The 25472-nt window shown below is 67.5% G+C and carries 23 protein-coding genes, 1 other RNA gene and 1 riboswitch; of the genes, 14 read left to right on the forward strand and 10 right to left on the reverse strand.

Annotated features, from left to right (window positions below):
* Positions 1-49: 49 nt before the first annotated feature.
* Positions 50-4387, reverse strand: a complete 4338-nt coding sequence (locus HDG34_RS10070) for a translocation/assembly module TamB domain-containing protein (RefSeq protein ID WP_184059628.1) — start codon at positions 4385-4387, stop codon at positions 50-52.
* A gap of 45 nt (positions 4388-4432) precedes the next feature.
* Entirely contained in the window at positions 4433-6286 is a 1854-nt protein-coding gene (locus HDG34_RS10075) for an autotransporter assembly complex family protein (RefSeq protein WP_184059630.1), read from the reverse strand.
* Positions 6287-6553: 267 nt separating this feature from the next.
* Between HDG34_RS10075 and HDG34_RS10080 the strand changes: the two genes are divergently transcribed.
* The 4 genes from HDG34_RS10080 to panD all read left to right on the forward strand — a co-directional run bounded on the left by HDG34_RS10080 (position 6554) and on the right by panD (position 9247).
* On the forward strand, positions 6554-6739 hold the full coding sequence (locus tag HDG34_RS10080) for a DUF3460 family protein (protein WP_184007962.1): 186 nt from the start codon (positions 6554-6556) through the stop codon (positions 6737-6739).
* A 20-nt stretch (positions 6740-6759) separates the two neighbouring features.
* Entirely contained in the window at positions 6760-7683 is a 924-nt protein-coding gene (locus HDG34_RS10085) for a ScpA family protein (RefSeq protein ID WP_221309086.1), read from the forward strand.
* 283 nt (positions 7684-7966) lie between these two features.
* The gene (gene panC / locus HDG34_RS10090) at positions 7967-8800 is read left to right on the forward strand and encodes a pantoate--beta-alanine ligase (RefSeq protein WP_184059632.1); all 834 of its coding nucleotides are present in this window, start codon (positions 7967-7969) and stop codon (positions 8798-8800) included.
* A 60-nt stretch (positions 8801-8860) separates the two neighbouring features.
* A complete protein-coding gene (gene panD / locus HDG34_RS10095) occupies positions 8861-9247 on the forward strand; it encodes an aspartate 1-decarboxylase (protein WP_018431692.1) in 387 nt (128 codons plus the stop codon).
* A gap of 45 nt (positions 9248-9292) precedes the next feature.
* Here the strand turns inward: panD and HDG34_RS10100 are convergent, their stop codons facing one another.
* Positions 9293-9931, reverse strand: coding sequence for a ParA family protein (locus HDG34_RS10100; RefSeq protein ID WP_184059634.1), 639 nt, complete (start codon positions 9929-9931; stop codon positions 9293-9295).
* A gap of 243 nt (positions 9932-10174) precedes the next feature.
* Here HDG34_RS10100 and HDG34_RS10105 point away from each other — a divergent pair, with 243 nt between their 5' ends.
* Positions 10175-10594, forward strand: coding sequence for a PaaI family thioesterase (locus HDG34_RS10105; RefSeq protein WP_184021079.1), 420 nt, complete (start codon positions 10175-10177; stop codon positions 10592-10594).
* 57 nt (positions 10595-10651) lie between these two features.
* Here the strand turns inward: HDG34_RS10105 and HDG34_RS10110 are convergent, their stop codons facing one another.
* Entirely contained in the window at positions 10652-12178 is a 1527-nt protein-coding gene (locus HDG34_RS10110) for a cobyric acid synthase (protein WP_184059636.1), read from the reverse strand.
* Positions 12179-12267: 89 nt separating this feature from the next.
* Between HDG34_RS10110 and cobU the strand changes: the two genes are divergently transcribed.
* The 4 genes from cobU to HDG34_RS10130 are packed head-to-tail and all read left to right on the forward strand — an operon-like array spanning position 12268 to position 15881.
* Positions 12268-12822, forward strand: a complete 555-nt coding sequence (gene cobU, locus HDG34_RS10115; protein WP_184059638.1) for a bifunctional adenosylcobinamide kinase/adenosylcobinamide-phosphate guanylyltransferase — start codon at positions 12268-12270, stop codon at positions 12820-12822.
* The gene (gene cbiB / locus HDG34_RS10120) at positions 12822-13763 is read left to right on the forward strand and encodes an adenosylcobinamide-phosphate synthase CbiB (protein ID WP_184059640.1); all 942 of its coding nucleotides are present in this window, start codon (positions 12822-12824) and stop codon (positions 13761-13763) included. Before cobU ends, cbiB begins: the two co-directional genes overlap by 1 nt.
* A 33-nt stretch (positions 13764-13796) precedes the next feature.
* Positions 13797-14873 carry a threonine-phosphate decarboxylase CobD gene (cobD, locus tag HDG34_RS10125; protein ID WP_184059642.1) on the forward strand — a complete coding sequence of 359 codons (1077 nt, stop codon included), beginning with the start codon at positions 13797-13799 and terminating at the stop codon, positions 14871-14873.
* A 54-nt stretch (positions 14874-14927) separates the two neighbouring features.
* On the forward strand, positions 14928-15881 hold the full coding sequence (locus HDG34_RS10130; RefSeq protein WP_184059644.1) for a cobalamin-binding protein: 954 nt from the start codon (positions 14928-14930) through the stop codon (positions 15879-15881).
* A 53-nt stretch (positions 15882-15934) separates the two neighbouring features.
* Here the strand turns inward: HDG34_RS10130 and cobC are convergent, their stop codons facing one another.
* The 6 genes from cobC to HDG34_RS10155 form a co-directional block, all read right to left on the reverse strand.
* Positions 15935-16525 (reverse strand): alpha-ribazole phosphatase, encoded by a 591-nt coding sequence (gene cobC / locus HDG34_RS10135; RefSeq protein WP_090803430.1) that lies wholly within the window; start codon positions 16523-16525, stop codon positions 15935-15937.
* Positions 16510-17286 carry an adenosylcobinamide-GDP ribazoletransferase gene (locus HDG34_RS10140; RefSeq protein WP_184059646.1) on the reverse strand — a complete coding sequence of 259 codons (777 nt, stop codon included), beginning with the start codon at positions 17284-17286 and terminating at the stop codon, positions 16510-16512. The genes cobC and HDG34_RS10140 overlap by 16 nt, the downstream gene beginning before the upstream one ends.
* A gap of 73 nt (positions 17287-17359) precedes the next feature.
* Positions 17360-18421: a nicotinate-nucleotide--dimethylbenzimidazole phosphoribosyltransferase gene (cobT, locus tag HDG34_RS39010; RefSeq protein ID WP_260321108.1), complete on the reverse strand. Its 1062-nt coding sequence runs from the start codon at positions 18419-18421 to the stop codon at positions 17360-17362.
* A gap of 33 nt (positions 18422-18454) precedes the next feature.
* The gene (locus HDG34_RS39015) at positions 18455-19264 is read right to left on the reverse strand and encodes an ABC transporter ATP-binding protein (protein ID WP_409259298.1); all 810 of its coding nucleotides are present in this window, start codon (positions 19262-19264) and stop codon (positions 18455-18457) included.
* 29 nt (positions 19265-19293) lie between these two features.
* Positions 19294-20358 (reverse strand): iron ABC transporter permease, encoded by a 1065-nt coding sequence (locus HDG34_RS10150; RefSeq protein ID WP_184059798.1) that lies wholly within the window; start codon positions 20356-20358, stop codon positions 19294-19296.
* A gap of 39 nt (positions 20359-20397) precedes the next feature.
* On the reverse strand, positions 20398-22344 hold the full coding sequence (locus tag HDG34_RS10155) for a TonB-dependent receptor domain-containing protein (protein WP_184059648.1): 1947 nt from the start codon (positions 22342-22344) through the stop codon (positions 20398-20400).
* A gap of 90 nt (positions 22345-22434) precedes the next feature.
* Positions 22435-22700, reverse strand: a riboswitch (cobalamin riboswitch).
* 220 nt (positions 22701-22920) lie between these two features.
* Between HDG34_RS10155 and HDG34_RS10160 the strand changes: the two genes are divergently transcribed.
* The 5 genes from HDG34_RS10160 to HDG34_RS10180 all read left to right on the forward strand — a co-directional run bounded on the left by HDG34_RS10160 (position 22921) and on the right by HDG34_RS10180 (position 25410).
* Positions 22921-23280 carry an ATPase gene (locus HDG34_RS10160; RefSeq protein WP_090803421.1) on the forward strand — a complete coding sequence of 120 codons (360 nt, stop codon included), beginning with the start codon at positions 22921-22923 and terminating at the stop codon, positions 23278-23280.
* Positions 23277-23591 (forward strand): cell division protein ZapA, encoded by a 315-nt coding sequence (locus HDG34_RS10165; RefSeq protein ID WP_018419691.1) that lies wholly within the window; start codon positions 23277-23279, stop codon positions 23589-23591. The genes HDG34_RS10160 and HDG34_RS10165 overlap by 4 nt, the downstream gene beginning before the upstream one ends.
* 66 nt (positions 23592-23657) lie before the next feature.
* Positions 23658-23839, forward strand: a non-coding RNA gene (gene ssrS / locus HDG34_RS10170) — 6S RNA.
* 141 nt (positions 23840-23980) lie between these two features.
* Positions 23981-24439: an EVE domain-containing protein gene (locus tag HDG34_RS10175; RefSeq protein ID WP_184059650.1), complete on the forward strand. Its 459-nt coding sequence runs from the start codon at positions 23981-23983 to the stop codon at positions 24437-24439.
* A 245-nt stretch (positions 24440-24684) separates the two neighbouring features.
* Positions 24685-25410: an SIMPL domain-containing protein gene (locus HDG34_RS10180; protein WP_184059652.1), complete on the forward strand. Its 726-nt coding sequence runs from the start codon at positions 24685-24687 to the stop codon at positions 25408-25410.
* Positions 25411-25472: the final 62 nt, after the last annotated feature.

The raw sequence follows: 25472 nt of genomic DNA on the forward strand, positions 1-25472 counted from the left end.
GACGAAAACGGCACGCTTCCAGGCGTGCCGTTTTTTTATGTTGCCCGCGTCACCACGAGATCCGGTCGAAGCGCCGCGTGTACAGCACGTCGGCGCCATAGAACGTGCCGCCATACACGACCAGCGACCAGTATCGCGTCAGATTGATCGTCGCCTTGATCGCATTGCTCGCCGACTGCAACCCCTGCTCGTAGCCGATCACGAGCCGCTCGTTGATCGCCTTCGACACCATCACGACTTGCGGATCGGTCAGGCCGACGTCGCTGCGGCCGATCGAAAACTCGTCGAGCCCGACGGTCTGCGCGATCCGCTGACCCGTCGCGCTGCCGAGCAGCGCGAGCGCGGTCGTCATCGTGCTCTGCTGGCCGAGGTTGTTGCCCTGGTCGGTGCCGTGGCCGAACAGCAGCCACGACAGTTTTTCGTTGTCCGGCACGCTTGGCTCCGACACGAGCCGCGCGACCGGCGCCTGCAGCGTGCCCGTTACCTGTACGCCGGCCTCGACCTGCTGGTTGCGGCGCATCGCGAGAATGTTGATGCCCGGATTCGTGACCGGCCCGTTGAACGTGAAGAAGCCGTTCTCGATCGCGAGCTTGCGGCCGAATTCGGTGTAGGTCGAACCCGGCGTGACGCGCACGTTGCCGACCGCGCGCAGCGGCGTATTCGGCGCGCTCGTCGCGGTGATCGTGCCGGCGAGGCCGAGATCGGCGCCCTTCCCACGGAAGCGGAAGTCGTTGCCGAGGCCGATCTCGATGTTCGCGCGTGGCGCGAACGGGCTCGCCGGCGGCTGGCCGCCTTCGCTCGGAGGCGGCCGGCCGCCCGAGCGCGTGCCGTCCGGGCGGATGATCACGACGTCGTCGCCGAGGCTCGGCGCGGCCTGCTCGGGCAGATCGAACCGCGCGCTGTCGACCACGAACTTGCCGTCGATCACGGGGCCGCGCTCCACGCCGCCGTTCGAGATGTTCGCACTGCCCGACAGCGACAGATGGCGGTCCGGCGACGCGAACACATCGAGCTTGTCCGCGACGATGCTCGCGGTCATGTCGGGCTCCGGGCTGTCGAGACGCACGTGCCCAGTCGCGCGCAGCGTGCCGCTCGCGCCGTGGAACTCGACCTGCTGGAAGTCCACCATGTTCTGCGACAGCGCGATGCGCACGACCCCATCCTTCAGTTGCACGCCCTGGCTCACGACCGTCGCGGACAGACCGTCGCCGGTCAGCGAGCCGGTCACGTTCGGTTTCGCGACCGTGCCGCCGAGCGCGAGCTTCAGCGCGAGATGGCCGTCGAGCAGATAGCCGGGGCCGAGCAGGCCGCCCGTCGTGCGCAGCGACGGCACGTTCGCGTTCACGTTGCCCGACAGCGCGCTTTGCGGATCGACGCTCAACATGCCGTCGCGCAGCACGAGCGGCGTGTGCGCGTCGGCATCGATCACGCCGACGCGGCTCGCCTGCGCATGCACGGTCGCATTGAGCCGGTTGCCGCCGGTGAATTCGGCGCGCGCGCGGATGTCGCCAATGCCCATCGACGAGAGCCCGCGGCCGATCTCGACCGTGACGTCGCCGCTGCGCCGGCGCAGCTCGATGTGGCCGCTCGCCGTCGCGCCGAGCGAGAAGTCCCAGTCGCCGTCGAACACGAGGTCGGTGCGCACGGCGGGCGGCTCGCCGGTGATCTGGTGACGCAGCTCCTGCAAGTGCGCGAGCGACGCATCGGTCAGGCTGCCGGCCGACTGGATGCGGCCGTGATCGAACGCGAATGACTTCAGGGTCAGCACCGAGCCTTCGATCGTCAGGCGCGTCGCGCCGAGCGTGAGGTGCCCCGGCCCGGCGCTGAGCGCGAGCGGCGATTCGAGATTGAGCGCCGGCGTGCCGCGATTTTGCAGACGCGTGACGGTGCCGTCCCAGCGCGAGCCGTCGCGCGTGTCGGTCAGCTTGCCGTTGGCGGCGAGCGTCAGATCGAGCGGTTGGTCCTGCAGCTTGCCGGTCGCGGCGGCTTCGAGCGTGTGGTTCGCGCGTGTGCCGGACAGGCGGGCGGTCAGCGTGGCGAGGTCGACGCCGCCCGCGTTGACATTGCGCGCGTCGGTCGTGAACGCGAGCGCGCCGTTCGCGCCGTCGCGCAACTCGGCGTGGCCTTCCGCATGACCAACGCGGTTGCTCGCGAACACGACGCTGTCGGCCTTGTAATTCAGCGTGACGTTCGGATGCGCGAACGAGCCGGTAACGTCGCCGTCCGCGGCGACCGCGCCCGCGAGGCCGAAGCCGAGCCGATCGAGCTGCGGCGCGTCGATGCCGAAGCGCAGCCGGTCGCCGGCCGCGCCGAAGCTGCCTTGCAGATTCACCCGGTTGCCCGCCACCGAAAGATTCGCGTGGCTCGGCAGGATTCGCGAGCCGGCCAGCTGGATCATGCCGCCGCCCGTGAGCGGCAGGTCGTTGTAGACGCTCGGACCGAGCGTGAATTCGGCGCGCGTCGTGAAGACCGGCGCGAGCACACCTGCTGCCGTGACCGTGGCGTTCACGCGCGCCTCGATCCTGCGCGCTGGCGGACCTGCATGCGCGGCCGCGCGTGGCGCAGGGCCCGCGCGATGCGCGGGCGGTGGCGTCCTGCGCTCGAGCACTTCGGTCTGCACCGCGGCCTGCGCGGTGTTCTTCGCGATGGCGGCGGCCTGATCGCCGGGCGCCGCGCTCTTCGCGCCGGCGGTGCTGCCCACGAGCGCCGCGGCTTGCGCTTGCCGCTCGCGTTGCGCGCCGCTCGCGGCGGACGCGCCGGATGTCGTGACAGGCGTGCGGGCGGGCATCTGCGAGGTCAGCGACAGCGGATCGAAATCGGTCAGTTGCGCCTTCAGGTTGTAGGTCGAGTTCTCATCGTGCTTCAGCGCGCCCGATAGATCGATGCGGCCACGGCCCGACGTGACGCGCACGTCGTTGAAGCTGATGCGTGCGGGGTCGAACGTAATCTTGCCTTGGGCGCGGAGCGCCGCGGCGGGGTCGGCGAGATCGAGCGTCAGGGTCTGGATGTCGTCGTTCAGGCGGATGCCGATCGGGCCGGACAGCTGCGTCGGCCGCACGGTCGCCTGCAGCGCGTTCAGGTCGAGCCGCGCGACGCTCAGATCGAGCCGGCCGTGCCGGCCGCTCAGCGCGCCGCCGCCGGTGAGCGTCGCGTTGCGCACGAGCCGCACGTTCAGGTTCGAGATGCTCTGCGTGTGGGCGTCGAGGCGCACGTCGGCGTTCGCATCGATCAGCGGCAGCAGTTTCTGGTCGATTGCGCCGGGTTTCGCGTTGACGATCGAGACATGGCCGGCGACGGCGAAACCCGCCGCCGGTTTGGCCGGCGCGTGGTGGCCGCCGAAGATGTGGTGCGGATGGCTGGCGGCCGACGGTTTCGCCGCGCTGGCTGTGCCAGGGGCGGTCGCCGCGCCCTGCTCGACCGGCTGCAGCTCCGCGCGCACCGCCAGATCGGCCAGCGGCGCACCCGGCGCGAAAGCCTGCGGATTCACATGATCGAAGCTCAGCGTCGCGCGCTGCAACGGCACCGCGGCGAACGGCGCCGCTTCGACCCGCGCGTGGCCGGCGAGCTTCATGCCGCTCGCATCGAGCTCGGCGACGAGCTGCTCGAGCGTGCCGCTCAGGTGGCTGGCCACCTGCACCGCTTCATCGTTGACCTTGCCCGCATAACCGACTTCGCCGGTGAGCGGAAACGGCCGCACGCCATCGAGTTTCGCCGCTGCCGTCAGCGCGCCGAACGGCGTATCGAGCCGATCGATCGCGGCCTCGTGATGACGCCCGTCGCTGCGCCCATGAAACGCGAAGCCGGACAGCTCCGTCGTCGACGCGCCCTGGTGCAGCAGCAGCCGCTCGACCTGCACGTCGCGGATCTCCAGCTGCATCGGTAGCTGCAGATCCTGCGGCAAGCTCAGCGGCTCGCTGGTGCTCGCCGACGACGGGCCGACGCGCGCCTCGATCGTGCCGACGTGCAGGTAGTCGATCGTGAACCGCCACGGCTCGCGCGCGAGCGCCCAGCTGCCCGCGATGCGGTCGATCTCGATGTCGGTGCCGCTGCCGTCGAGGCTGCGCCAGCGCACGTCGCGCAGTTGCACGCCGCGCGCGAGCGTGCCGCCGTCGAGCGTGCCGGCGAGCCGGCCGCCGAGCAGCTTCACGGCCGCGTGCCACGCGTACGCCGTGCCGCGCTCGGTCGTCAGCGCCCCGTACAGCAGACCGACCGCGAGTGCGGCGAGCAGTACCAGCATGACCACCGTGCCCGCGACCGACTTCAGCAGCAGTCGGCCCCAGCGCCGCTTCGGCGGCGGCGTGTCGGGCGGCTGCTGCCCATCCGGCGGTCCTGGCGGCATGGCGCCGGGCGGCTGCGCGGGGGGCGGGGCGGTGACGTCGGTGGTCATGCGTGAATACGGTGGCAAATAAGGTAGTGGGTTGTCGTCAAAACGTCAGAACGCGATGCCGAGCGTGATATACGGCCGCACCCGGTTATCGCGGATCCCGTAAGCGACATCGAGATTGACCGGGCCGACCGGGCTGCGCCAGCGCGCGCCGACGCCGGCGCCCGGATAGAAAACTTTTTCGCCCCAGGTGTCGGTCGCGGTGCCGATGTCGAAGAACACGGCCGCGCCCCAGTTGTGCGAGAACCAGTGCTGGTATTCGGCCGCGCTCGTCAGCAGGTACTTGGTCGGCAGGATCGAGCCGGCGACGTTGTTACCGATGCTCTGGAAGCCGTAGCCGCGCACCGAGTTCGAGCCGCCCGCGCGGAACAGCAGCGACGCCGGAATGCCGCTCGAGCTGCCGCTCGTGAATACGCCGCCGAGTTCGGCGCGGATCAGCACGATGTCGTCGACGCCGATCGGGAAATACTGCTGGCCGCGCGCGTAGCCGCGGATAAACGACTGGTCGGCGAGCAGACCTTTCACCGCGAAGGCCGCCTCGACGTGGATCAGGTTGCCGCGGCGCGGGAACAGCGGGTCGTCGGTGTCGCGCCGCGTCCACGACCACCCCGGCACCAGCGCGTGCGCGCGGGTCGGCGGCGCCGCGTTCTGGTCGAGCTGATCGTCGTAGAACAGCAGCGAATAGCTGTAGTCGAGGAACTGCGACGTGCGCGAGCGCTGCACGCCGCCGCGGATGCTGTAGATGCGCGTGTCGGAGACGTCGGTGGTCGTGTACGACGCGAGCGCGCTATTGGTCCACCCGTGCTGGCCCGGCGGCATCGACAGCTGGATCTGCCCGTATTGCTGCGTCTTGTCGGCGCGGCCCTCGACGGTGAACGGCCACGCCGCGCCGAACGTGTTCAGATACGTGTAGCCGCCCTGCACGAGCGGGCCGTTGTCGGTCGAATAGCCGACGCCGCCGCGGAAGCTGTGATACGGAAACTCCGACACCTTCACGTGCACCGGCGTGTCGAGCGGCTTGGCGGGGTTGTCGTCGAGGTCGATCGCGACGCTCGCGAAGTACGGCGTGTTCTGCAGTTGGCGCTGCAGTTCGGCGACAGTGCGCGTGTCGTAGATCTCGCCCGGCGAGATCGGATTGACGTTGTGGACGATGCGCTCCGGATAGCGCTTCGTGCCCTGCACGTCGAGCTGGCCCATCGTGAAGGTCGGCCCGCTGTCGTAGATCACCGACAGCTTCGCCGTGTGCGTGCGCGGATCGATCAGCGCCTCCGAGTGGTAGATCTTCGCGGCGAGGTAGCGGCGCGATTGCAGCTCGTGCAGCGACGCGTTCTTCGCGTCGTCCCAGGCGCCCTGCGAGAACGGCTGGCCCTCGTGCAGCGAGAACGCGAAGCGCGTCGCGTTTTCGCGCGATGGGTCTTCGGTCAGCACCGCGCCGCGAAACGACAGATCGACCGACGTGACCTTGGTCTGCGGGCCCGGCTCCACGCGCACGGTGACCTGCCGCAGATTGTCGACGGTGCGCACGTCGGTGCTGACGAGCGGCGAGAAATAGCCCTGCGTCGCGGCGAGATCGCGCACCTGCTGTGGCGTCGCGGTGATCAGGAACGAGAACTGGTCGTCGGTGACGTCGGGCCGCTTCGCGAAACGCGAGATATCGAGGTGCTGTTCGAGCAGCCGGCGCAGCGCGCGCGGCTCGGCGACCACCTCGACCTTGTAGCTCGGTGCCTTGCTCGCCGCCTGAGCCTTGCCCGCGGCGAGCAGCAACATCAGGAGGCCGAGGCCGATGGCGAGCGACACACGCAGCCAGCACCGCGCGAGCGCCTCGCGCTCACGCGCGCGCCCGCGCGCCTGGCCGGTCTCGCCGCGCAACGCACGCGGCATGTCGATCGTACCTCCCGCCAAACAGGACCTCCGGCCTCAATGAGTGAATTCTCGCGCCCCGGCCGCGCATCCGATCGAGGCATGCTATTTGACCACAACGCGACCCCGATCGGCCTGTCTCGTGCCCCTGGCGGAGCTCCGCGCTTCATCTCAAAAATGGGCGGCCCGCGGCGATTTTCGACCGCCCGCGACGCATGCGGTAAAATCGCGGACGACGGCGCCCTCCCCGCGGCACCGCGCAGCGGCCAGCCCGAGAGCCGCCACCCTACCCACCACGGACGTCGAGCCATGTATCAATCGGACATCACCCAGTTCCTGAACCAGCTCAAGCAACAGAAGCCCAATCTGGAGGCCGAGCAACGCAAAGGCCGCGCACTGCTGTGGGACAAACAGCCGATCGATCTGGAAGAGCGCGCCGAGCAGAAAACTTCGCGCGTGCAGCAGACGCCTTACTCGTACTACCAGAACTTCTAAGCTCCCCAGTCACGCCGACGATGAGTCACGCTGACGAGGTGCATGGTCCGCTTCACGGCCCGCTTCACGGTCCGATACACGGCCCCATTCACGGCCCAGCGCCGGCACCGTCCGACACCGCGCTTTCCACGCCCGCCACCGATTCGACGCCCGACACGGTCGACGGCGTCGCGTTCGCGCGTCTGTACGGCGAGCCGCTGTTCAAGCTGCCGAACGACCTGTACATCCCTCCGGACGCGCTCGAGGTATTCCTCGAGACCTTCGAGGGGCCGCTCGACCTGCTGCTGTACCTGATCCGCAAGCAGAACTTCAACGTGCTCGACATCCCGATGGCGGATGTCACCGTGCAATATCTCGGCTACGTCGAGCAACTGCGCAAGACCAATCTCGAACTCGCGTCCGAGTATCTGCTGATGGCCGCGATGCTGATCGAAATCAAGTCGCGCATGCTGCTGCCGGTCAAGAAGGCCGACACCGGCGAGGAAGCCGAAGACCCGCGCGCCGAACTGGTGCGCCGCCTGCTCGAATACGAGCAGATGAAGCTCGCCGCGCAACGCATCGACCAGTTGCCGCAGCTTGGGCGCGATTTCCTGCGCGCCGAGGTCTACATCGAGCAGAGTGTCGCCCCGCGCTTCCCGGACGTGAACAGCGACGACCTGCGCGCCGCGTGGGCCGACGTGATCAAGCGCGCGAAGCTGGTCCAGCATCACAAGATTTCGCGCGAGGAGTTGTCGGTGCGCGAGCACATGAGCCTGATCCTGCGGCAGTTGCAGAATGCGCGCTTCATCGAGTTTTCCGATCTGTTCGACACGAGCCGCGGCGTGCCGGTCGTCATCGTGAATTTCATCGCCGTGCTCGAGCTGTGCCGTGAATCGCTCGTCGAAATCACCCAGGCGGAGCCGTTCGCGCCGATTTACGTGCGGCTGGCGTATCTACCGGCCTGAGCGCTGAATGACGGCCGCTTGACGGCCGGACCGCGGCCGGACCGTGGAAATCTCGCTACGAACACCGTCGCAGCGATGCCTGGCGGGCCTCAGCGGGGAGTGCGCGGCAAGCGCGCCGCGCCCCGCTCGGAAGTGCCGCCGCGTTTCGGTGCGTCCGCTGCCCAAATCCACTACAATCCGCGCTCCGAACCCCTCATTTGCCGGTGAGGCGATGACCCGCGCGATTCCGCCAGGTGTCGCGCCAACCGGATCGCGCGCCGCGCGAGCCTATCCCTGTCCGATCATGAAAGTCATCAGCTCGATCCATGAATTGCGCGACCAGTTGCGCGGCCAGAATCGCACGGCCTTCGTGCCGACGATGGGCAACCTGCACGAGGGCCATCTGTCGCTGATGCGCCTCGCGCGCCAGCACGGCGACCCGGTCGTGGCGAGCATCTTCGTCAACCGCCTGCAGTTCGGCCCGAACGAGGATTTCGACAAATATCCGCGCACGCTCGAGGCCGATGTCGAGAAGCTGCAAAAGGAAGGTGTCTACGTGCTGTTCGCGCCGACCGAAAGGGACATGTATCCGGAGCCGCAGGAATACCGCGTGCATCCGCCGCACGACCTCGGCGACATCCTGGAGGGCGAATTCCGCCCCGGTTTCTTCCACGGTGTGTGCACGGTCGTGATGAAGCTGATGTCGTGCGTGCAGCCGCGCGTCGCGGTGTTCGGCAAGAAGGATTACCAGCAGTTGATGATCGTGCGCCAGATGTGCCACCAGTTCGCGCTGCCGACCGACATCGTCGCCGCCGAAACCGTGCGCGACACCGACGGCCTCGCGCTCAGCTCGCGCAACCGGTTCCTTTCGGCCGCCGAACGCGCCGAGGCGCCGATGCTGGCCGCCGAACTCAATCGGGTGCGCGACGCGGTGCTCGCGGGCGAGCGCGACTTCGCGAAACTCGAAGAGTCGGCCAAAGCGACGCTCGCGACGCGCGGCTGGAATCCCGATTACATCGCGATTTGCAAGCGCTCGAACCTGATCGCGCCCGGCGCGCAGGACGCCAGCGCACCGCTCGTGGTGCTGGCCGCCGCGAAGCTCGGCGCGACCCGGCTCATCGACAACCTCGAAATCTGACGCCGCAACCGCCCGCGCGAACACAGTTACACTGCGCAGTCACACAGGATTGGATTGATCATGCAACGCAATATGCTGAAGTCGAAGATTCACCGCGTCGCGGTCACGCACTGCGAGCTCCACTACGAGGGCTCGTGCGCGATCGACGAAGATCTGCTCGAAGCGGCGAACATCGTCGAAAACGAGCGTATCGACATCTGGAACATCAACAACGGCGAGCGCTTCTCGACGTACGCGATCAAGGGCGAGCGCGGCAGCGGCATGATTTCGCTGAACGGCTCGGCCGCGCGTCGCGCGCAGCTCGGCGATCTGGTCATCATCGCGGCGTTCGCGGTGGTCGACGAGGCGGAGTTGAAGGCGGGCTGGAAGCCGGACCTCGTGTTCGTCGATGAAAACAACAAGATCAAGGGCAGCCGGGACCACGTGCCCACGCAGGCCTGGAGCTGAGCGAAGCTCAGCTTGACGCTTGACTGATGGCGGGCAGCCCCCGCCTCAGCCCTTCTTCCCCGCGCCGTTCGTCCACTCGACGATCGGCTGCCACTGCTCCAGATCCTTCTCCACACGGCTTTTCGCGACGTCCCACAGCGTCAGGCCGTGCGCCGCGAGCTGCACGTAGTTCTGCGTGTCGCGCAGAAAACCGAGCACCGGCAGCTTCAATCCCTCGACGAAGCGATGCAGCTGCTCGGCCGAGCGCGTGCGCGCATCGACGCGCATGCCGACCACGCCGACCTCGATCGCGCCCTTCCTGACCGCCTTTTCCTTCGCCAGCCGCTCGAGAAATTCCTGGGTCGCGAGAATATCGAACAGCGACGGCTGCAACGGCACGATCACCTTGTCGGCGAGATCGAGCGCGATGTTCAGGCGATTGCCGTGCAGGCCGGCCGGCGTGTCGACGACCGCGTGCTCGAGGCCTTTCGGCGGCTTGGCCGGCGTGTCGGGATTGACCTCCCAGGTTTCGATGTTCGGCAGCGTGGCGGGCCGTAATTCGAGCCACGCATGCGCGGAGTGCTGCTTGTCGAGGTCGGCCAGCGCGACCCATTCGCCCGCCGCGGCGAAATAGCCGGCCAGATTGGTCGATAGCGTGCTCTTGCCCACGCCGCCCTTCGGATTCGCCACCACGATCACCGACATGAAATCTCCCGGAAAGAAGGCTGGACACCGCCAGCCGGTTTGCCGCGCTATTGCTCCGTCCCCGCCGATCCGCTGTGACCGGCGCCGGCGGGCTCCACGATCGCTGCCGTTCGAAGTTCGGTTTCCAGGGACGCCCACCGGTCCAGCCGTTGATAATATCGACAAATTCAGCGCGGCCGAAGCCCCCGCATCGCGAATCGGCCGCTCCAACCCGCCGTTTTTTTCGACAAGGACCTGAATCTCATGAGCAAACTGCGCCCGGAATACACCGTCGAACGCCTGCTGGAGCGCCAGAAGGGCACGCTGCCGGACCTGCTGGGCCTGCGCGTGCTGACCGTGGACCAGGGCACACTGGTCGCCGAACTGACCGTGCGCGAGGCGCTGCTCGCGCCGAACGGCTTCCTGCACGCGGCCACGGTGATCGGCCTCGCCGACACCGCGTGCGGCTACGCGTGCATCGCGCATCTGCCCGAAAACTCGCGCAACTTCACGACGATCGAGCTGAAGAGCAACTTCCTCGGCACCGCGACGCAGGGCACGATCCGCGCGGTCGCCAAGGGTGTGCACCTTGGGCGCAGCACGCAGGTCTGGGACGCGACGGTCACCGGTCCGGATGATAAGACCATCGCGCTGTTTCGTTGCACGCAGATGGTGTTGTACTGAGCGAACCGCCCGCGCAGCAATCGCGTTCAAGCCGATAAAAAAGACCGGCGCAAAGCGTCACCCCAGCGCCGCGAACAGCCTGCGCATATCGACGTGCCCGGCCAGCGTATCGGCCAGCCGCTCCAGCGACGCCTCGCGCAACGCCGGATAGTCGAGCGCTTCGGCATCGCTCAAACCCGCCCATGCGAGCAGCGCCGCGCACGCGGCCGGCGTGTCGAACAGGCCATGCACGTAGGTCGTGAGAATCTGGCCATCGGCGGACATCGCGCCATCGGGACGGCCAAACTCCGCGCCGCCCTCGTACGGGCCCGCGTGGTCGAGTCGCAGCGCCGGCGTGTCCAATGCCGGCCCGCGCGTCTCGCCCATATGAATCTCGTAGCCGGCGACGTCCGGCGTGCCGGGCAGCGCCAGGCGCCCGGTCACATTCTTCAGCGTCTTGTCGCGCGTGAGCACCGTCGCATAGTCGAGCCAGCCGAAGCCCGCGAAGGTGCCCGGCGCGCCCTCGACGCCATGCGGATCGGCGATCTCGCGGCCCAGCATCTGCATGCCGCCGCAAATGCCGATCACGCGGCCACCGTAGCGCAGATGCCGCGCGAGCACGTCGTCCCAGCCCTGTGCGCGCAGAAACGCGAGGTCGTCCGGCACGTTCTTCGAGCCCGGCAGGATGATCAGATCGGCGGCCGGCGGCGGCGTACCCGCGCGCACATAGTGAAAATCGACCTGCGGATGCGCGCGCAACGCGTCGAAGTCGGTGTGATTGCTGATGTGCGGCAGCACCGGCACGACCACGCGCAGCAGACGGCGCGAATCAACGCTCGCCGCCGCGCGCAGCTCGGGCGGCAGCATGTCCTCGGCGTCGAGCGTCAGGCCATGCAGATACGGCACGACACCGAGCACCGGCTTGCCGGTCTTCGCTTCCAGCCAGTCGAGCCCGGGCTTCAGCAGACCGATGTCGCCGCGAAAGCGGTTGATGATGAAGCCGCGCACGCGCGCCTGCTCGCTGTCGGACAGACACGCGAGCGTGCCGGTCAGGTGCGCGAACACGCCGCCGCGATCGATGTCGGCGACCAGCACGACCGGGCAGTCGACCGCCTCCGCGAAACCCATGTTCGCGATGTCGCGCTCGCGCAGATTGATCTCGGCCGGACTGCCCGCGCCTTCGACGAAAATCGTGTCGTACGACGCGCGCAGCCGCGCATACGACTCCAGCACCGCCTCGAACGCGACTGGCTTGTAGTCGTGATACGCGCGCGCGTCGAGATTGATGCGCGCCTTGCCGTGGATGATCACCTGAGCGCCGCGATCGCTGGTCGGCTTCAGCAGCACCGGGTTCAGATCGGTGTGCGCGTCGATGCCCGCGGCGAGCGCCTGCAATGCCTGCGCGCGGCCGATCTCGCCGCCATCGACGGTCACCGCGCTGTTCAACGCCATGTTCTGCGGCTTGAACGGCGCGACCCGCGCACCCGCGCGCCGCGCGAGGCGGCACAGTCCCGCAACCAGCGTGCTCTTGCCCGCGTCGGACGTGGTGCCCTGGATCATCAGCGTGCCGCGCGGCACGGACAGGGTGTCGGGAGGAATGGTCATTCGGGTCACGGCGGTGCAGGTGGAAGATGGACAGTGGCGTTGCAATGCAATCGAGCGGCATTATCCCATCGCGCCGGTACAATCATAGGATGACTCCCCGCGACCTCACCTTCGTCCTCGGCGGCGCCCGCTCCGGCAAGAGCGCGCATGCCGAGCGGCTCGCCAGCGACAGCGCCCTCCCCGTCATCTACATCGCCACCGCCCGCGTCACCGACGACGCCGAATTCAACGCGCGCATTGCGCATCATCGCGAGCGGCGGCCCGCGCATTGGGGGCTCGTCGAAGCGGACGACGACCTCGCCGGCGCGCTCGCGCAACAGGACGCGCCGGGCCGGTGTCTGCTGATCGACTGCCTGACGCTGTGGCTCGCAAACCTGCTATGTCCCGCCGACGGCGCGGCGGCGCCGCTGTCGCACTACTACGAGCAGGCCGCCGCGTTCGAAGCGGCGCTCGCCGGCGCGCGCGGCAAGATCATCGTCGTCAGCAACGAGATCGGCCTCGGCGTCGTGCCGCTCGGCGAAGCCACGCGTCTTTACGTCGACGAACTCGGGCGCTTGAATCAGCGCATCGCCGCGTTGAGCAGCGCGGCCACGCTGATGGTCGCGGGACTGCCGCTCGCGCTGAAAAGCGCGAGCGGCGCGTGATGCCGCCGCTGACCATGCCGCTGGTCGCGACGCTCGCGGTCGCGGGCGTCGCCGTCGATCGCTGGTTTGGCGAGCCGAGCCGCCGGCATCCGCTGGTCGGGTTCGGCAACTGGGCGGCGCGCATCGAGGCGCGCTTCAATCACGACCGGCGTCTGCGGCTCAGGGGCCTGCTCGCATGGGCGCTCGCGGTTCTGCCGCCGGTGTTGATCGCGTGGTGGCTCGTCGCCGTGCTGCCGTTGTTCGCGGCCTGCGCGCTGCATGTCGCGCTGCTGTGGTTCGCGCTCGGCGCGCGCAGCCTGCGCGATCACATCGCGCCGATCGCGCGGGCGCTCGGCCAACGCGATCTGGCCACGGCACGTGAGTTGACCGCACGGATCGTCTCGCGCGACACCGCGCAGTCGAACGAGGCCGCGCTCGCGCGCGCCGCGATCGAATCGGCGCTCGAAAACGGCAACGACGCGATCTTCGGCGCGCTGTTCTGGTTCGCGCTCGCGGGCGGGCCTGGCGCGCTCGGCTTTCGCCTCGCCAATACGCTCGACGCGATGTGGGGTTATCGCACGCCGCGCTATCTGCGCTTCGGCTGGGCCGCCGCGCGCATCGACGACGTGCTGAACTGGATTCCCGCGCGGCTGACTGCCACGAGCTACGCGCTGCTCGGCGACACGCTGACCGCCTGGCGCTGCTGGCGCGAGCAAGCGCCGCGCTGGGACAGCCCGAACGCGGGCCCGGTGATGGCCGCCGGCGCCGGCAGCCTGAACGTGCTGATCGGCGGGCCGGCCGTGTATCACGGCACGCTCGAGCACCGGCCGACGCTGGGCTTCGGGCGTCCCGCCGAGGCGCGTCATGTGGGCGCCGCGTTGATGCTGGTCGAACGCACGGTGATTCTCTGGCTGGCCGTGCTGATCGTGCTGGCGTTGTTGAGCGTGCCGTTTCATGGCTGAGCGGAACGACGCGCGTAGCGATGGGATGAGCGCATGACCGACTGGACGCAACCGCGCGAGCACGCCGCAAGCGGCCCGATCGCGCACGGCGGCAACCTGCACGAAGCGGCGGCGCGCTACGGCATTGCGTACGCGCAGTGGCTCGATCTGTCGACGGGCATCAATCCGCACGGCTATCCGGTGCCGGCGCTGCCCGCCGACGCGTGGCGCCGTTTGCCCGACGAAGGCGACGGCTTCGCCGAGCGGGCCGCGCGCTACTACGACGCGCCCGATGCCGCGCACGTGCTGCCCGTCGCCGGCAGCCAGGCGGCGATTCGCGCGCTGCCCGCGTTGCTGTCGCCCGCGACGGTCGGCATCGCGCCGCTGACCTACGGCGAGTACGCGCCCGCGTTCGCGCGCGCCGGACACGCGATCGCGCCGCTCGACGTGCATCGCGACACGCTGCCCGCCGCGCTCACGCACGTCGCGATCGTCAACCCCGACAATCCGACCGCCACGCATATCGATGCCGCCAGGCTGCTGCACTGGCACGCGCAGTTGCGCGAACGCGGCGGCACGCTGCTCGTCGACGAAGCGTTCGCCGATACGCTGCCGGCCGCGCGGGTCGCGTCGCTGGCGGCGCATACGCACCGGGACGGGCTCGTCGTGTTGCGCTCGCCCGGCAAGTTCTTCGGGCTCGCGGGTGTGCGCGCCGGCTTCGTGCTGGGCGCGCCCGCATTGCTCGCCGCGTTGCGCGACAGGCTGGGGGCGTGGACCGTCAGCGGTCCCGCGCGTCATGCGGTGAGCGCCGCGTTCGACGATGCCGCGTGGCAAACGCGGATGCGTGAGCGGCTCATCGGCGACAGCGCGCGGCTTGCCGGGCTGTTGCATGCGCACGGTTTCGCGACACGCGGCACGCCGCTCTTCGCATGGACCGACGATGCGCGCGCCGCCGCGTTGCATGAAGCGCTCGCGCGGCGCGGCGTGTGGACGCGTCTTTTTCCGCCATCGCTTCGGGTGCCATCGGCCAGCGTGCGCTTCGGGCTGCCGGGCGACGAAGCCGAATGGACCCGCTTCGAGCAACAGTTGCAACAGGCGGTTGACTCGATCGATACCGCGCGGTCGAGTTAGCGCAGTGACCTTCGCACCCAAGCCGCTCAACGCTTCGTGATCCGCCCTCGTCCGATGATCCGCTTTGCTCGTTCCATCCGCTTTGCCCTGCCCGCGGCGCATGGCTTCATCCATTGGTTCGGCGCCGCAGCGCTCGCGCTGACCGCACTGAGCGCGCACGCCGCGATCACCGTCACCGACGACAGCGGCGCGACCGTCACGCTCGCCGCGCCCGCGCAGCGCGTGATCAGCCTCGCCCCGCACGTGACCGAATTGCTGTACGCCGCGGGCGGCGGCCCGAAGATGGTCGGCGCCGTGTCGTACAGCGACTATCCGCCCGAAGCGAAGCAACTCCCGCGCGTCGGCGACAACAAGGCGCTCGACCTCGAACGCATCGCCGCGCTGAAACCGGACCTGATCGTCGTGTGGCGGCACGGCAACGCGCAGCGCCAGCTCGAACGCTTGCGCGAGCTACACGTGCCGCTCTTTTTCAGCGAGCCGCGCCGTCTCGACGATATCGCCGTGTCGCTGACCAGGCTCGGCCGGCTCCTCGGCACATCGGCGAGCGCGGATGCGGCGGCGGCCGCCTTCCGCGACGACATCGCCCGTCTGCGCGCGCGGTATGCGAACCGCCCGGCCGTCAGCGTCTTCTATCAGGTATGGGACCGGCCGCTGATGACGCTCAACGGCGAGCACATGATCAGCGACGTGATCACGCTATGCGGCGGCCGCAATGTGTTCGCGGACCTGCAGCCGCTCGTGCCGACCGTGTCGATCGAAGCGGTGCTCGCGGCGAATCCGCAGGCGATCGTCACCGCCGCGCCCGGCGCGACGCGGCCCGACACGATGCTGCCGCAACTCGACACATGGCGCGCATGGCCGGGCCTCGCGGCCGTCGCGAACAACAACCTGTTTGCGATCGACGGCGATCTGATCAATCGCCCCGCGCCGCGCATCGCGCAAGGCGCGCGGCAACTGTGCGAGGACCTCGAACTGGCGCGCTCGCGCAGCAAGCAGCCCGCGCCATGACGGCGCCGCGTGTGGCGAGAAAAAAGGATCGGTTTTCCCGATGACCAAGCGGGTCACGCATTCCATCGCACGAGCGACCACTGCAGCGTCTCGTCGTTACGTCGCAACCAGACGATCCCCGTCATATCTAGCGACCACTGCAGGCAATGCGCGAGCGGCACCTCCAGCACCCACGACGCGATCGCGCGCATCACGCCCGCGTGCGTGACCACGTATGCGGGCGACAGCTCGCGCGTCAGCGCGAACGCATCGAACCACGCTCGCACACGCGCGACGAATTGCGCGACGCTCTCGCCGCCGTGCGCGCGCGCATGTTCGAAATTGGCGGCCCAGTCGTCGAGCAGCGCGCGATCGATCGTATCCCAGCGCTGCGCTTCCCACTCGCCGAAATCCATTTCCTTCAGGCGCTCGTCGTGGCTGACCACGCAGCCGAAGTCGTTCGCGATCTCGGTCGCTAGGGCGGCGCAGCGCGTAAGCGGACTCGTGATCAGCACACGCGGCGCCGGCACCTGCAAGCTCGCGAGCTTCACCGCCAACGCATTGGACGTGACCTCGGCGCTTTCCGCCAACGCGACATCGCTATGGCCGTAACAAACCCCCGCCTCGAGCGCGACAGCGGGATGTCGAATCAGGACGATATCCATGCAAGCCCCACCAGGTAGATGCTCAATTCGAAGATCTGCTGCGCGAAGCCGAGGCAGTCGCCGGTATAGCCGCCGATGCGTCTGACGAAATAACGGCCCATTGCAAAGCGCAGCGCGAACAGCACAGCACACGTGAGCGCGGCGAAACGCCAGTCGGGCATGCCGGGGCCGTTCGGCCACAGCAGCCACGGCAGCCCGAACAGCACGGCGCACAACAGCGCCGGCCCGCTCAAACGCTGCGCGACCGGCTTGGCTTTGCCGGCCGCGCGCACATAGTCGAGCGTGGCCAGGTAACTGATCGCGCACGCGCGGCTCGCGCCATGCGCCGCAAGCATCAGGCTTGCGGCGCGCAGCGGTGACAATGCCGCGAGCGTTTGCCACTTGATCGCCAGAGCGATCACGAGCGCGATGGCGCCGAAAACACCGATGCGCGAGTCGTGCATGATGCGCAGCGCATCGTCGCGCGTATAGGCGCCACCGAACGCATCGATGCAGTCGGCGAGACCGTCCTCGTGAAATGCGCCCGTGACCACGAGCGACGCGGCCATCGACAGCAGCACCGCGACACTCGCCGGAAACACGCGCAGCGCGGCCAGATAGACGAGCGCGCTGAAGCCGCCGACCAACACGCCGACGAGCGGAAAATAGCGCGCCGCGGCGTTCAGATAATGCGGCTCGAAACCGACCCAGCGCGGCACGGGCACGCGCGTGAAGTAACCGAGCGCCGTGAAGAAATAGCGCAGTTCCGCGAGCGGGTTCATGAACGTGGCGAGTGCAGGTTCACGGCGCTGCGGGCCGAGCTTCGCGTTATCGCGAAGCGCGTGCTCGCGCGCTTCACGGTTCGCGATCGGCGACGCCCGCCGAATCGAAGCTGGCCATCTCGTTGACGAAGGCCACCGCCGCGCGCAGCAACGGCACCGCGAGCGCGGCGCCCGTGCCTTCGCCGAGCCGCATGTCGAGCGACAGCAGCGGCTGCGCGCCGAAATGATCGAGCATGCGCCGATGCCCGGCCTCGTTCGACGCATGCGCGAACACGCAGTACTCGCGCACGTCGGGCGAGAACGCATCGGCGACCAGCAGCGCGGACGTCGCGATGAAGCCATCGACGAGGATGGTCATGCGCGCCTCGGCGGCCGCCAGATACGCGCCCGCCATCATCGCGATTTCGAAGCCGCCGAAGGTCGCGAGCACGTCGAGCGGCGCGCGTGCATCCGCATGGCGCGCGAGCGCCGCCGCGAGCACGTTGCGCTTCTTCGCGAGTCCGGCATTGCCGAGACCCGTGCCGCGGCCGACGCATTCGTCGATGGGCACACCGCACAGGCGGCTCATCAGACACGCGGCCGCCGAGGTGTTCGCGATGCCCATCTCGCCGAAGCCGATCACGTTCGTGCCGAGCGCCGCGTGATGACGCACGCGCGCGGCGCCCGCCTGCATCGCGGCGAGCGCTTCGGCGTGCGTCATCGCGGCTTCGTGTGCGAAGTTGCGCGTGCCGGGCCCGACCGGAATGTCGACGAGTCGGTCCGTGGACGGCAGCGGCGTCGCGATGCCCGCGTTGACCACTTCGAGCTCGAGACCCGCGACGCGACTGAGCGCGTTGATCGCCGCGCCGCCCGCGATGAAGTTCTCGACCATCTGCGCGGTCACCGCTTGCGGATAGGGGCTCACGCCTTCGGCGGCGATGCCGTGGTCGCCCGCGAAAACGATCATCGCGGGACGCTGCACGGTGGGACGCGTACTACGCTGGATCAGGCCCATCTGGCGCGCCAGCGTTTCGAGCCGGCCGAGGCTGCCGGGCGGTTTGGTGCGCGTATCGATGATCCGCTGCAGTTCGGCGCGTAGCGTCTGATCGAGCGGCGCGACTTCGGGCAAACCGGCTGGGTGTGGGATGCGAGTCATAGGTGTGATCGAAACAAGGGATAGGAATAAATATCAGCCTGACTGTGCGTCATGGCCGGCAGGCGATTCGTGACGCGCGCGCGGCGCGGGTATCAGCGCCTCGTGCTCGCCGTCGCGAATCAGAATCAGCGGATAGCCGAACGCGCGGCTCGTCAACGCGGGCGTCAGCACGTCGCGCACTGGGCCCGCATACGCGCCGCCCGCGCCGTCGAGCAGCAACGCGTGCGTCGCGAAGCGGCGCGCGAGGTTCAGGTCGTGGCACGAGAACAGCACACTACGGCGCGGTTCGCGCGTCCATGCGGCGAGCGCTTCGAGACAGTCGACCTGATGATGCAGGTCGAGATGCGACAACGGTTCGTCGAGCAGCAACAGCGGCGCGTCCTGGCACAGCACCGCCGCGAGGGCAACGCGCTGACGCTCGCCGCCCGATAGCGACAGCACGTCGCGCGCCGCAAAGTCCGCAAGGCCGAGCCGTTCGAGCGCCGCCCGCGCGGCCGCGCGATCCTCGTCGCGCTCCCAGCCCCAGCCGCCCAGATGCGGGAAGCGGTTCAGCAGCACGATGTCGAGCACGCTTGCGTTGAACGCATCGGCCGCGCTTTGCGGCATCAGCGCGCGGCGCCGTGCGAGCGGCAGCGGCTGCCAGTCGGCCACGCGCACGCCATCGAGTTCGACATGGCCCGCCGCCGGATGCAACAGCCCCGCCAGCGTCGATAGCAAGGTGGTCTTGCCCGCGCCGTTCGGCCCGGCGATGCACCAGATTTCGCCCGCATGGAACGCGTGGGTGAATGCGTCGAGCAAGGTGCGCGCGCCGGCGCGCAACGTCAGGCGCTGCGTGCTCAGCATCGAACAGGTGGGGCTGGGTTTGGCTCGTATCATCGGCGGCGTTTGAGCAGCATCCACAGGAACACCGGTACGCCGACCAGCGACGTGATCACGCCGACCGGCAATTGCGCGGGCGCGATCACGGTACGCGCGATCAGATCCGCGCCCATCACCGCGACACCGCCGCCGAGCGCGGCCGCCGGCAGCAGCATGCGCTGATCGTTGCCGAACGCGAGCCGCAGCATGTGCGGCACGACGAGACCGACGAAGCCGATCGTGCCCGCGGTCGTCACCGCCGCGGCCGCCGCCAGCGACGCGACCAGGTACACACGCAAACGCAGCGGCATCACGGCGACGCCCAACGCCTGGGCGGCCGCGTCGCCGCGCAGCAACACGTTCAGACGCGGCGCGGCCGGCACGATCGCAAGCAACACGAGCGCGAGCGCCATCAGCGCGGTCCACGGCAGCGCGCCGCCGTTGAGGTCGCCGGTGAGCCAGAACAGCATGCCGCGCAGACGGCTGTCGGGCGCGAGATTGAGCAGCAGCGTGATCAGCGCGCCCCACCCGGCCGCGATCACCGCGCCGGTCAATAGCAAACGGGGCGACGTGTCCTGCGGCTCGCCGCGCCATAGCTCGCGACGCGCGAGGCCGAGCACCAGCAGGATCGACACGAACGCACCCGCGAACGCGCTCGCATCGACGAGCCACCATGCGCCGCCCGCGATCATCGCAACGAGCGCGAACGTCGCCGCGCCGCCCGACACGCCGAGCACGTATGGCTCGGCCAGCGGATTGCGCAGCAGCACCTGCAGCAGCGCGCCGGCGAGCGCGAGCAACGCGCCGCACGCGAAGCCCGCGAGCGCGCGCGGCAAACGCAACGTACGCACGATTTCGCCGGCGAGATCGTCGCTGCCCGTGCCGCCGAACGTGTGCGTCGGCACGAGCGCCGCAAGCACGCGCGACGGCGCGAGCGGCACACTGCCGAGCACCAGCGACGCGCCGAGCACCGCCACGGCGGCGAGCGCGAGGCCGAGCCAGATCGCGGCCGCGCGTTTCGCGTTCATCGGGCGCGGCGTCGCCATCGCGGCGCATAGCGAAGCGGACGCGCGGCTCATCCGCGTGCGCTCACGCATGCGGCCACCCCGGCGCGCGCGTCACTGCTGCTGCCAGCCGAGCGTGAGATACGCACCGCGTCGCGGCGAGTTATACGAGTAGGCCGTTTCATAATCCTTGTTGAACAGATTGTCGATTTGCGCGCTGACGTACCACGCTTTGGTGACGTTGTAGCGCGCCGACAGATTCACGATGCCATAACCGCCGAGGTTGCCCGTGCTATCGGTACGCGGACCGCTGACGATCCACTCGCCGCCAACCCGCCATCCACCGATACTGCGATTCACCGCGAACGACCCGAACCGACGCGCGCGCCGCACGAGGTCGGTACCGTTGTCGAGATCGACCGGGTTCTGCAGCGTCACCGTTGCGCGCACGTCGGTCTTGCCGACATGACCGCTCCACGATCCCTCGAGTCCCTGCACCTTCGCACGGCCGACGTTCTCCGCGAGGTAGATGCCGGGGATCGTCTGCACGTAGTCGATCAGATTCGTATAGCGCGTCTGGAATGCGTTCAGACGCATCACGCCGAGCGCATCGGTCGCGTACTGCAAACCGGCTTCGACCGAATGACTGCGCTCGGGCTGGATCGACGGGTTGCCGCTGATCGGATAGTACAGATCGTCGAAGCTCGGCGCGCGGAACGCATCCGAATAGCTTGCGGTTACCTTCCAGCGCGACGTGATGTCGAATCCGTAGCCGAGATAGTAACTGTTCGCTCCACCGAAATCGGAGTACTGGTCGCGTCGCACGTTGGCCTGAATCTGGTTGCGGCCGAAGCGCGCGCTGTAGCCCGCGAAGACCGAATCGACGTGACGGTCGGGCGCGGCGAACGTGTCGGAGTCGAGCGTCTGGTCGAGATGCTCGTAGCCGAATTGCAGCTTCTGGTGCGCGGCGAGCGCGAAATCGTTCTGCCACGTGTACTGGCGATTGTCGGTATCGAAGCGGCCGTTGTAGATGCCATTGGTGTTCGACACGCTGCGGTCGTCGCCCTCGGCGAGCGTGACGTGGGTGGTCCACCAGTCGGTCAGCTTGCCGTTCGCGAATACCGACACCTGACGCACCTTGCTATAGAGATTGTTCAGATCGGTCGGCTCGCCGTACGCATTGTCGTAGCTGTTGTCGTTGTTCGACTGGAAGTAGCTGACGCCCGCGTCCCAGCTGTCGGTGAACTTGTGACGCAGCGACGCGCTGATGCTCTCGTTCAGATTGCCGTTTGCGTTCGGATTCGCGTTCGGCGCCTCGAGCGGATTGAGCGACGAAAAGCCGTCGTCCTTCGTGCGCGCGAGCGAAATATTGAAAGTCGTGCGGCCGTCCTGATCGAGCGCGCCGTTCACGCCGGCCGTTTGCGTCTGCGTGCGATAGCTGCCGTAGCCGACCGAAAAATTGAAACGCGGCGGATGATCGCCGCCGTCTTTCGTGAACACCTGCACGACGCCGCCGATCGCGCCCGAGCCATACAACGCCGACACGTTGCCGTTCACCACTTCGACGTGATCGACCTGATCGAGCGGAATCTGTGCGAGTTGAGCTGAGCCGAGACTCACCGAATCGACGCGCACGCCGTCGATCAGCAGCAGCGATTGCGTCGACGATGCGCCGCGCAGAAAGAGGCTCGTGGTCGACCCGGGGCCACCCGTGCGCGAGATCTGCGCGCCTGGCGCGAGTTGCAACAGGCCGGGCAGATCGGTCGCGGTCGTGTCGGCGATGTCCTGCTGATCGAACTGCGTAGTCTGCGGGATCGCATCGCGCAACGCTTGCGGTCCGCGTTGCGCGGTCACGACGATCGGCGACAGCACGTTGCCCGGCGCATCGGTGGAGGCGGCATTGGCAGCGATTGCAGCGTTTGCGGCGGTAGCATCCGTGGCGGACGATGAAGACGAATACGGCGTCGCAGACGCGGACGCGGGCTCGGCGCTTTGCGCATGCACGACGAGCGGCAGGCTCGCGAACGCGAGCAGCGTTGCGCGGGCGATGGGGGACAGCATGGGATGACATTCCTGTGGATAGCGTGCGCGGCCTGCTTCCCCGCAGGCCGACGCGTCACGAGGCGCCCCCTTGTTTAGCGTTTTCGCGGGGGGACGTCCCTCTTTTCTGGCCGGTATCCGGGCTACGACACATCGATCCCGCCTTCCCACGCGTGACGCGCAGTGGCACACTCGCACGTTGAACTTCCAACCTTGCGATCAGGACCGACCTGCATGAGCACATCACATGCGGTCGCTTACCGTTGCGGGGGCAGCGCAGGTTCGCGCATCCGGTTTTGGCACCGCGCGCGTCCTGCTTCCCGTTTAACTGCGCACGCCGAGAAGCGCGCGCGGGCACCAGAGTGCGGGAAGTTTACGAGCGGCCTCGCGGGGCGTCAAGAAAGGTCGACCGGAGCGCAATCGGTTCTGTTGAATGCAGGTTATTGTCCGATGGATTACCGGTTTTTTACCTTATGGTCGACGACACGACATGCAACGAACCTGCACGTAGCGATGCTGTTACGTCTCGAAACGAGACAATTGTCGGAACCTGTAATATTCCGCGCTAAAATGCGATGTCTTTAGAGGACGCAGCACATGCTCACCGAACTCGAATCACTCTCCCAGAACATCGGCAAGCTGATTGCGATCAGCCAGCGCCACAACGAAGCGCGGCTCGCGCTCGAAGAGCAGCTCGCGCAAACGCGTGCCGAAGTGCAAGCCACGCATGCGGAACTCGCGCAATTGCGCGAAGAGCGCGACGCACTGCAGGCGGAACGCGACGCGCTGTCCGCCAAGATCGACGACGCTCAGGTGCGCCTGAATGCGATTCTCGAAAAATTGCCGCGCGCACGCGCGAGCAGCGAACCGGATAACCAGCTCGATCTGCTCGAGTCCGCCCAGCCCGGACACGAGGAAGCGGAAAGCGACGTGAGCCGACACGGAGAAAGCGCATGACCACCAAGCAGATCGAAGTATCGATTCTCGAAGTACCCTATCGTCTCGCCTGCTCGCCGGAAACGGAAGGCGCGCTGCTCGAGGCGGTCGCGCGCGTCGACGCCGAGATGAAGAAAATCCGCAGCGGCAGCAACGTGCGCGGCACCGATCGCATCGCGGTGATGGCTGCGCTGTCGCTGGCATCGGAACTGCTTAAGCTGCAAAGCAGCGTGCGACACGGAGAAGCATTTCCCGCTGAAGAAATCCGGCGTACAATGCAGCAAATGAACGAACAGCTAGGTACTGTGATCGAGCAGTACAGCTTGCAGTAAGCAGTAGTGGGCCGGTTTCGAATCGGTCACGTGTTGAACGGTTTGGGTTGTAGCTTCATCGGTTTAGCTTCCCTGCCTGGTTCGCCAAGGTCATACATTCCTTGAACCAATGCCATGTGCACGGTTGCGGAAATTTGTAGCACGGGTGTGCGCGTCACTCAGTCTGATGTACCCGAAGTGTTGCTAACTGCGACCAATTCTGAACCCTCGGTTCAGGATGCCGGCCTAGCGGCTAAGGCGGGGACCTTATCTGGAACGGCATCGGACTTCGGTTCGATGCCGTTTTTCTTTGGTCGTCGTTTTTTCGTTTGAGCGCCTTTTTCAGGGGCTTTTCCGTACGCGCCTGCTGTTGTTGCGCTTCGTTCAATCTCACACGCTCACTCCGATTCATGCGCTACTGGCTGATGAAGTCCGAACCGGACGAAGCAAGCATCGACGACCTCGCCAACGCACCTCATCGCACCTTGCCGTGGACCGGCGTACGCAACTATCAGGCGCGCAACTTCATGCGCGACGTGATGCAGGTCGGCGACGGCGTGCTCTTCTATCATTCGAGCTGTCCGGAGCCCGGCATCGCGGGCATCGCGGAGGTCTCGTCGACCGCGTATCCGGACCCTACGCAGTTCGATAAAAAGAGTCCGTACTACGACGCGAAATCGTCGCCGGAAACACCGCGCTGGATGCTCGTCGACGTCGTGTTCAAGAAGAAAATCGGGCTGATTCCGCTTGCCGCGCTGCGCGAGCATGCCGAATTGCAGGACATGCGCGTGCTCGCCAAAGGCAACCGCCTGTCGATCACGCCGGTGACCGAAGCCGAATGGCGCTTCATTATTAAACAGCTGGTTTAAGGGCGAACGCGCGACGCGGCACCTGTCGTGATCGCATCCAGGTCATCGTTTCCGATGCGGCGGCGAAGCACTAATTGGGGAACCAAGCGTCGGTAAAACGCGCCTAATCGGTCGACGAAAGCGTGAACTCGAACCGGCCGCTCAACGGCAAGCCGATGCATTCGCCAGCGCATCCGTCAAACCGCGCGCCACCACCCGGCGCTCGCGTCGAACGTGCACAACCTGTTCAAACAAGGATTCCAGTCATGACGGCAAAAACCGCGCGGTCCCTCGCACTTGCGCTCGCCTTGGGCGCGCCTGTGGCACTTGCACTGAACCCTGCGCCCGCTCGAGCGCAGACCATGATGCCGCAGCCTTCGGGCGTGCTGTCGCTGAATGCGCAGGCGAGCGCGGAAGTCCCGCAGGACGAAGTCGAAATCACGCTGTTTTACGAGCAGGAAGCGAGCGAGCCGTCGTCGCTGACGTCGACGCTGAACGAACGCGCCGACGCGGCATTGCAGAAAGCGCGCGGCGTCAGCGGCGTGACCGCGCGCTCGGGCGCGTTCTCGATCTTCCCGTCGACGGACCGCGACGGACGCATCACGACGTGGCGCGGCCGCACGGAAGTCGTGCTCGAATCGCGCGACTTCGCCGCGGCATCGAAGCTCGCCGGACAGATGGCATCGATCATGCAGGTTGGCAACGTGCGTTTCTCGCTGTCGCCGCAAGCGCAGCGCGCGGCCGAACAGCGGCTCAGCGGCGAGGCGATCAAATCGTTTCGCGAGCAGGCCGCGGCGTCCTCGCAGGCGTTCGGCTTTAGCGGCTATTCGATCCGCGAGGTCAACGTGAATCACAGCGGCGTGATGCCGCGTCCGATGATGATGATGAGCGCACGCGCGATGGGCGCCGACGCGAAGAGCGCGCCGCTGTCGCTCGAAGGCGGCACGTCGACGGTGACGGTCAACGTGTCGGGGTCGGTGCAGATGAAGTGACGCGCAAGCGCAAGCCCAAACAGAAAACGCCACGGCATCCATCGATGCCGTGGCGTTTTTTC

The organism is Paraburkholderia sp. HC6.4b (assembly GCF_014200875.1).
Lineage (GTDB): Bacteria > Pseudomonadota > Gammaproteobacteria > Burkholderiales > Burkholderiaceae > Paraburkholderia > Paraburkholderia tuberum.

Bases quoted from the DNA above. Each gene is read 5' to 3' on its own strand.
- HDG34_RS39015 (WP_409259298.1), bottom strand. From the start codon at position 19,264: ATGCTGAGCACGCAGCGCCTGACGTTGCGCGCCGGCGCGCGCACCTTG.
- HDG34_RS10150 (WP_184059798.1), bottom strand. From the start codon at position 20,358: ATGAGCCGCGCGTCCGCTTCGCTATGCGCCGCGATGGCGACGCCGCGC.
- HDG34_RS10155 (WP_184059648.1), bottom strand. From the start codon at position 22,344: ATGCTGTCCCCCATCGCCCGCGCAACGCTGCTCGCGTTCGCGAGCCTG.
- HDG34_RS10160 (WP_090803421.1), top strand. From the start codon at position 22,921: ATGCTCACCGAACTCGAATCACTCTCCCAGAACATCGGCAAGCTGATT.
- HDG34_RS10080 (WP_184007962.1), top strand. From the start codon at position 6,554: ATGTATCAATCGGACATCACCCAGTTCCTGAACCAGCTCAAGCAACAG.
- cbiB (WP_184059640.1), top strand. From the start codon at position 12,822: ATGCCGCCGCTGACCATGCCGCTGGTCGCGACGCTCGCGGTCGCGGGC.
- HDG34_RS10130 (WP_184059644.1), top strand. From the start codon at position 14,928: ATGATCCGCTTTGCTCGTTCCATCCGCTTTGCCCTGCCCGCGGCGCAT.
- HDG34_RS10100 (WP_184059634.1), bottom strand. From the start codon at position 9,931: ATGTCGGTGATCGTGGTGGCGAATCCGAAGGGCGGCGTGGGCAAGAGC.
- panC (WP_184059632.1), top strand. From the start codon at position 7,967: ATGAAAGTCATCAGCTCGATCCATGAATTGCGCGACCAGTTGCGCGGC.
- HDG34_RS10070 (WP_184059628.1), bottom strand. From the start codon at position 4,387: ATGACCACCGACGTCACCGCCCCGCCCCCCGCGCAGCCGCCCGGCGCC.
- cobT (WP_260321108.1), bottom strand. From the start codon at position 18,421: ATGACTCGCATCCCACACCCAGCCGGTTTGCCCGAAGTCGCGCCGCTC.
- HDG34_RS10110 (WP_184059636.1), bottom strand. From the start codon at position 12,178: ATGACCATTCCTCCCGACACCCTGTCCGTGCCGCGCGGCACGCTGATG.
- cobU (WP_184059638.1), top strand. From the start codon at position 12,268: ATGACTCCCCGCGACCTCACCTTCGTCCTCGGCGGCGCCCGCTCCGGC.
- HDG34_RS10165 (WP_018419691.1), top strand. From the start codon at position 23,277: ATGACCACCAAGCAGATCGAAGTATCGATTCTCGAAGTACCCTATCGT.
- HDG34_RS10175 (WP_184059650.1), top strand. From the start codon at position 23,981: ATGCGCTACTGGCTGATGAAGTCCGAACCGGACGAAGCAAGCATCGAC.
- HDG34_RS10105 (WP_184021079.1), top strand. From the start codon at position 10,175: ATGAGCAAACTGCGCCCGGAATACACCGTCGAACGCCTGCTGGAGCGC.
- HDG34_RS10085 (WP_221309086.1), top strand. From the start codon at position 6,760: ATGAGTCACGCTGACGAGGTGCATGGTCCGCTTCACGGCCCGCTTCAC.
- cobD (WP_184059642.1), top strand. From the start codon at position 13,797: ATGACCGACTGGACGCAACCGCGCGAGCACGCCGCAAGCGGCCCGATC.
- HDG34_RS10140 (WP_184059646.1), bottom strand. From the start codon at position 17,286: ATGAACCCGCTCGCGGAACTGCGCTATTTCTTCACGGCGCTCGGTTAC.
- panD (WP_018431692.1), top strand. From the start codon at position 8,861: ATGCAACGCAATATGCTGAAGTCGAAGATTCACCGCGTCGCGGTCACG.
- HDG34_RS10180 (WP_184059652.1), top strand. From the start codon at position 24,685: ATGACGGCAAAAACCGCGCGGTCCCTCGCACTTGCGCTCGCCTTGGGC.
- cobC (WP_090803430.1), bottom strand. From the start codon at position 16,525: ATGGATATCGTCCTGATTCGACATCCCGCTGTCGCGCTCGAGGCGGGG.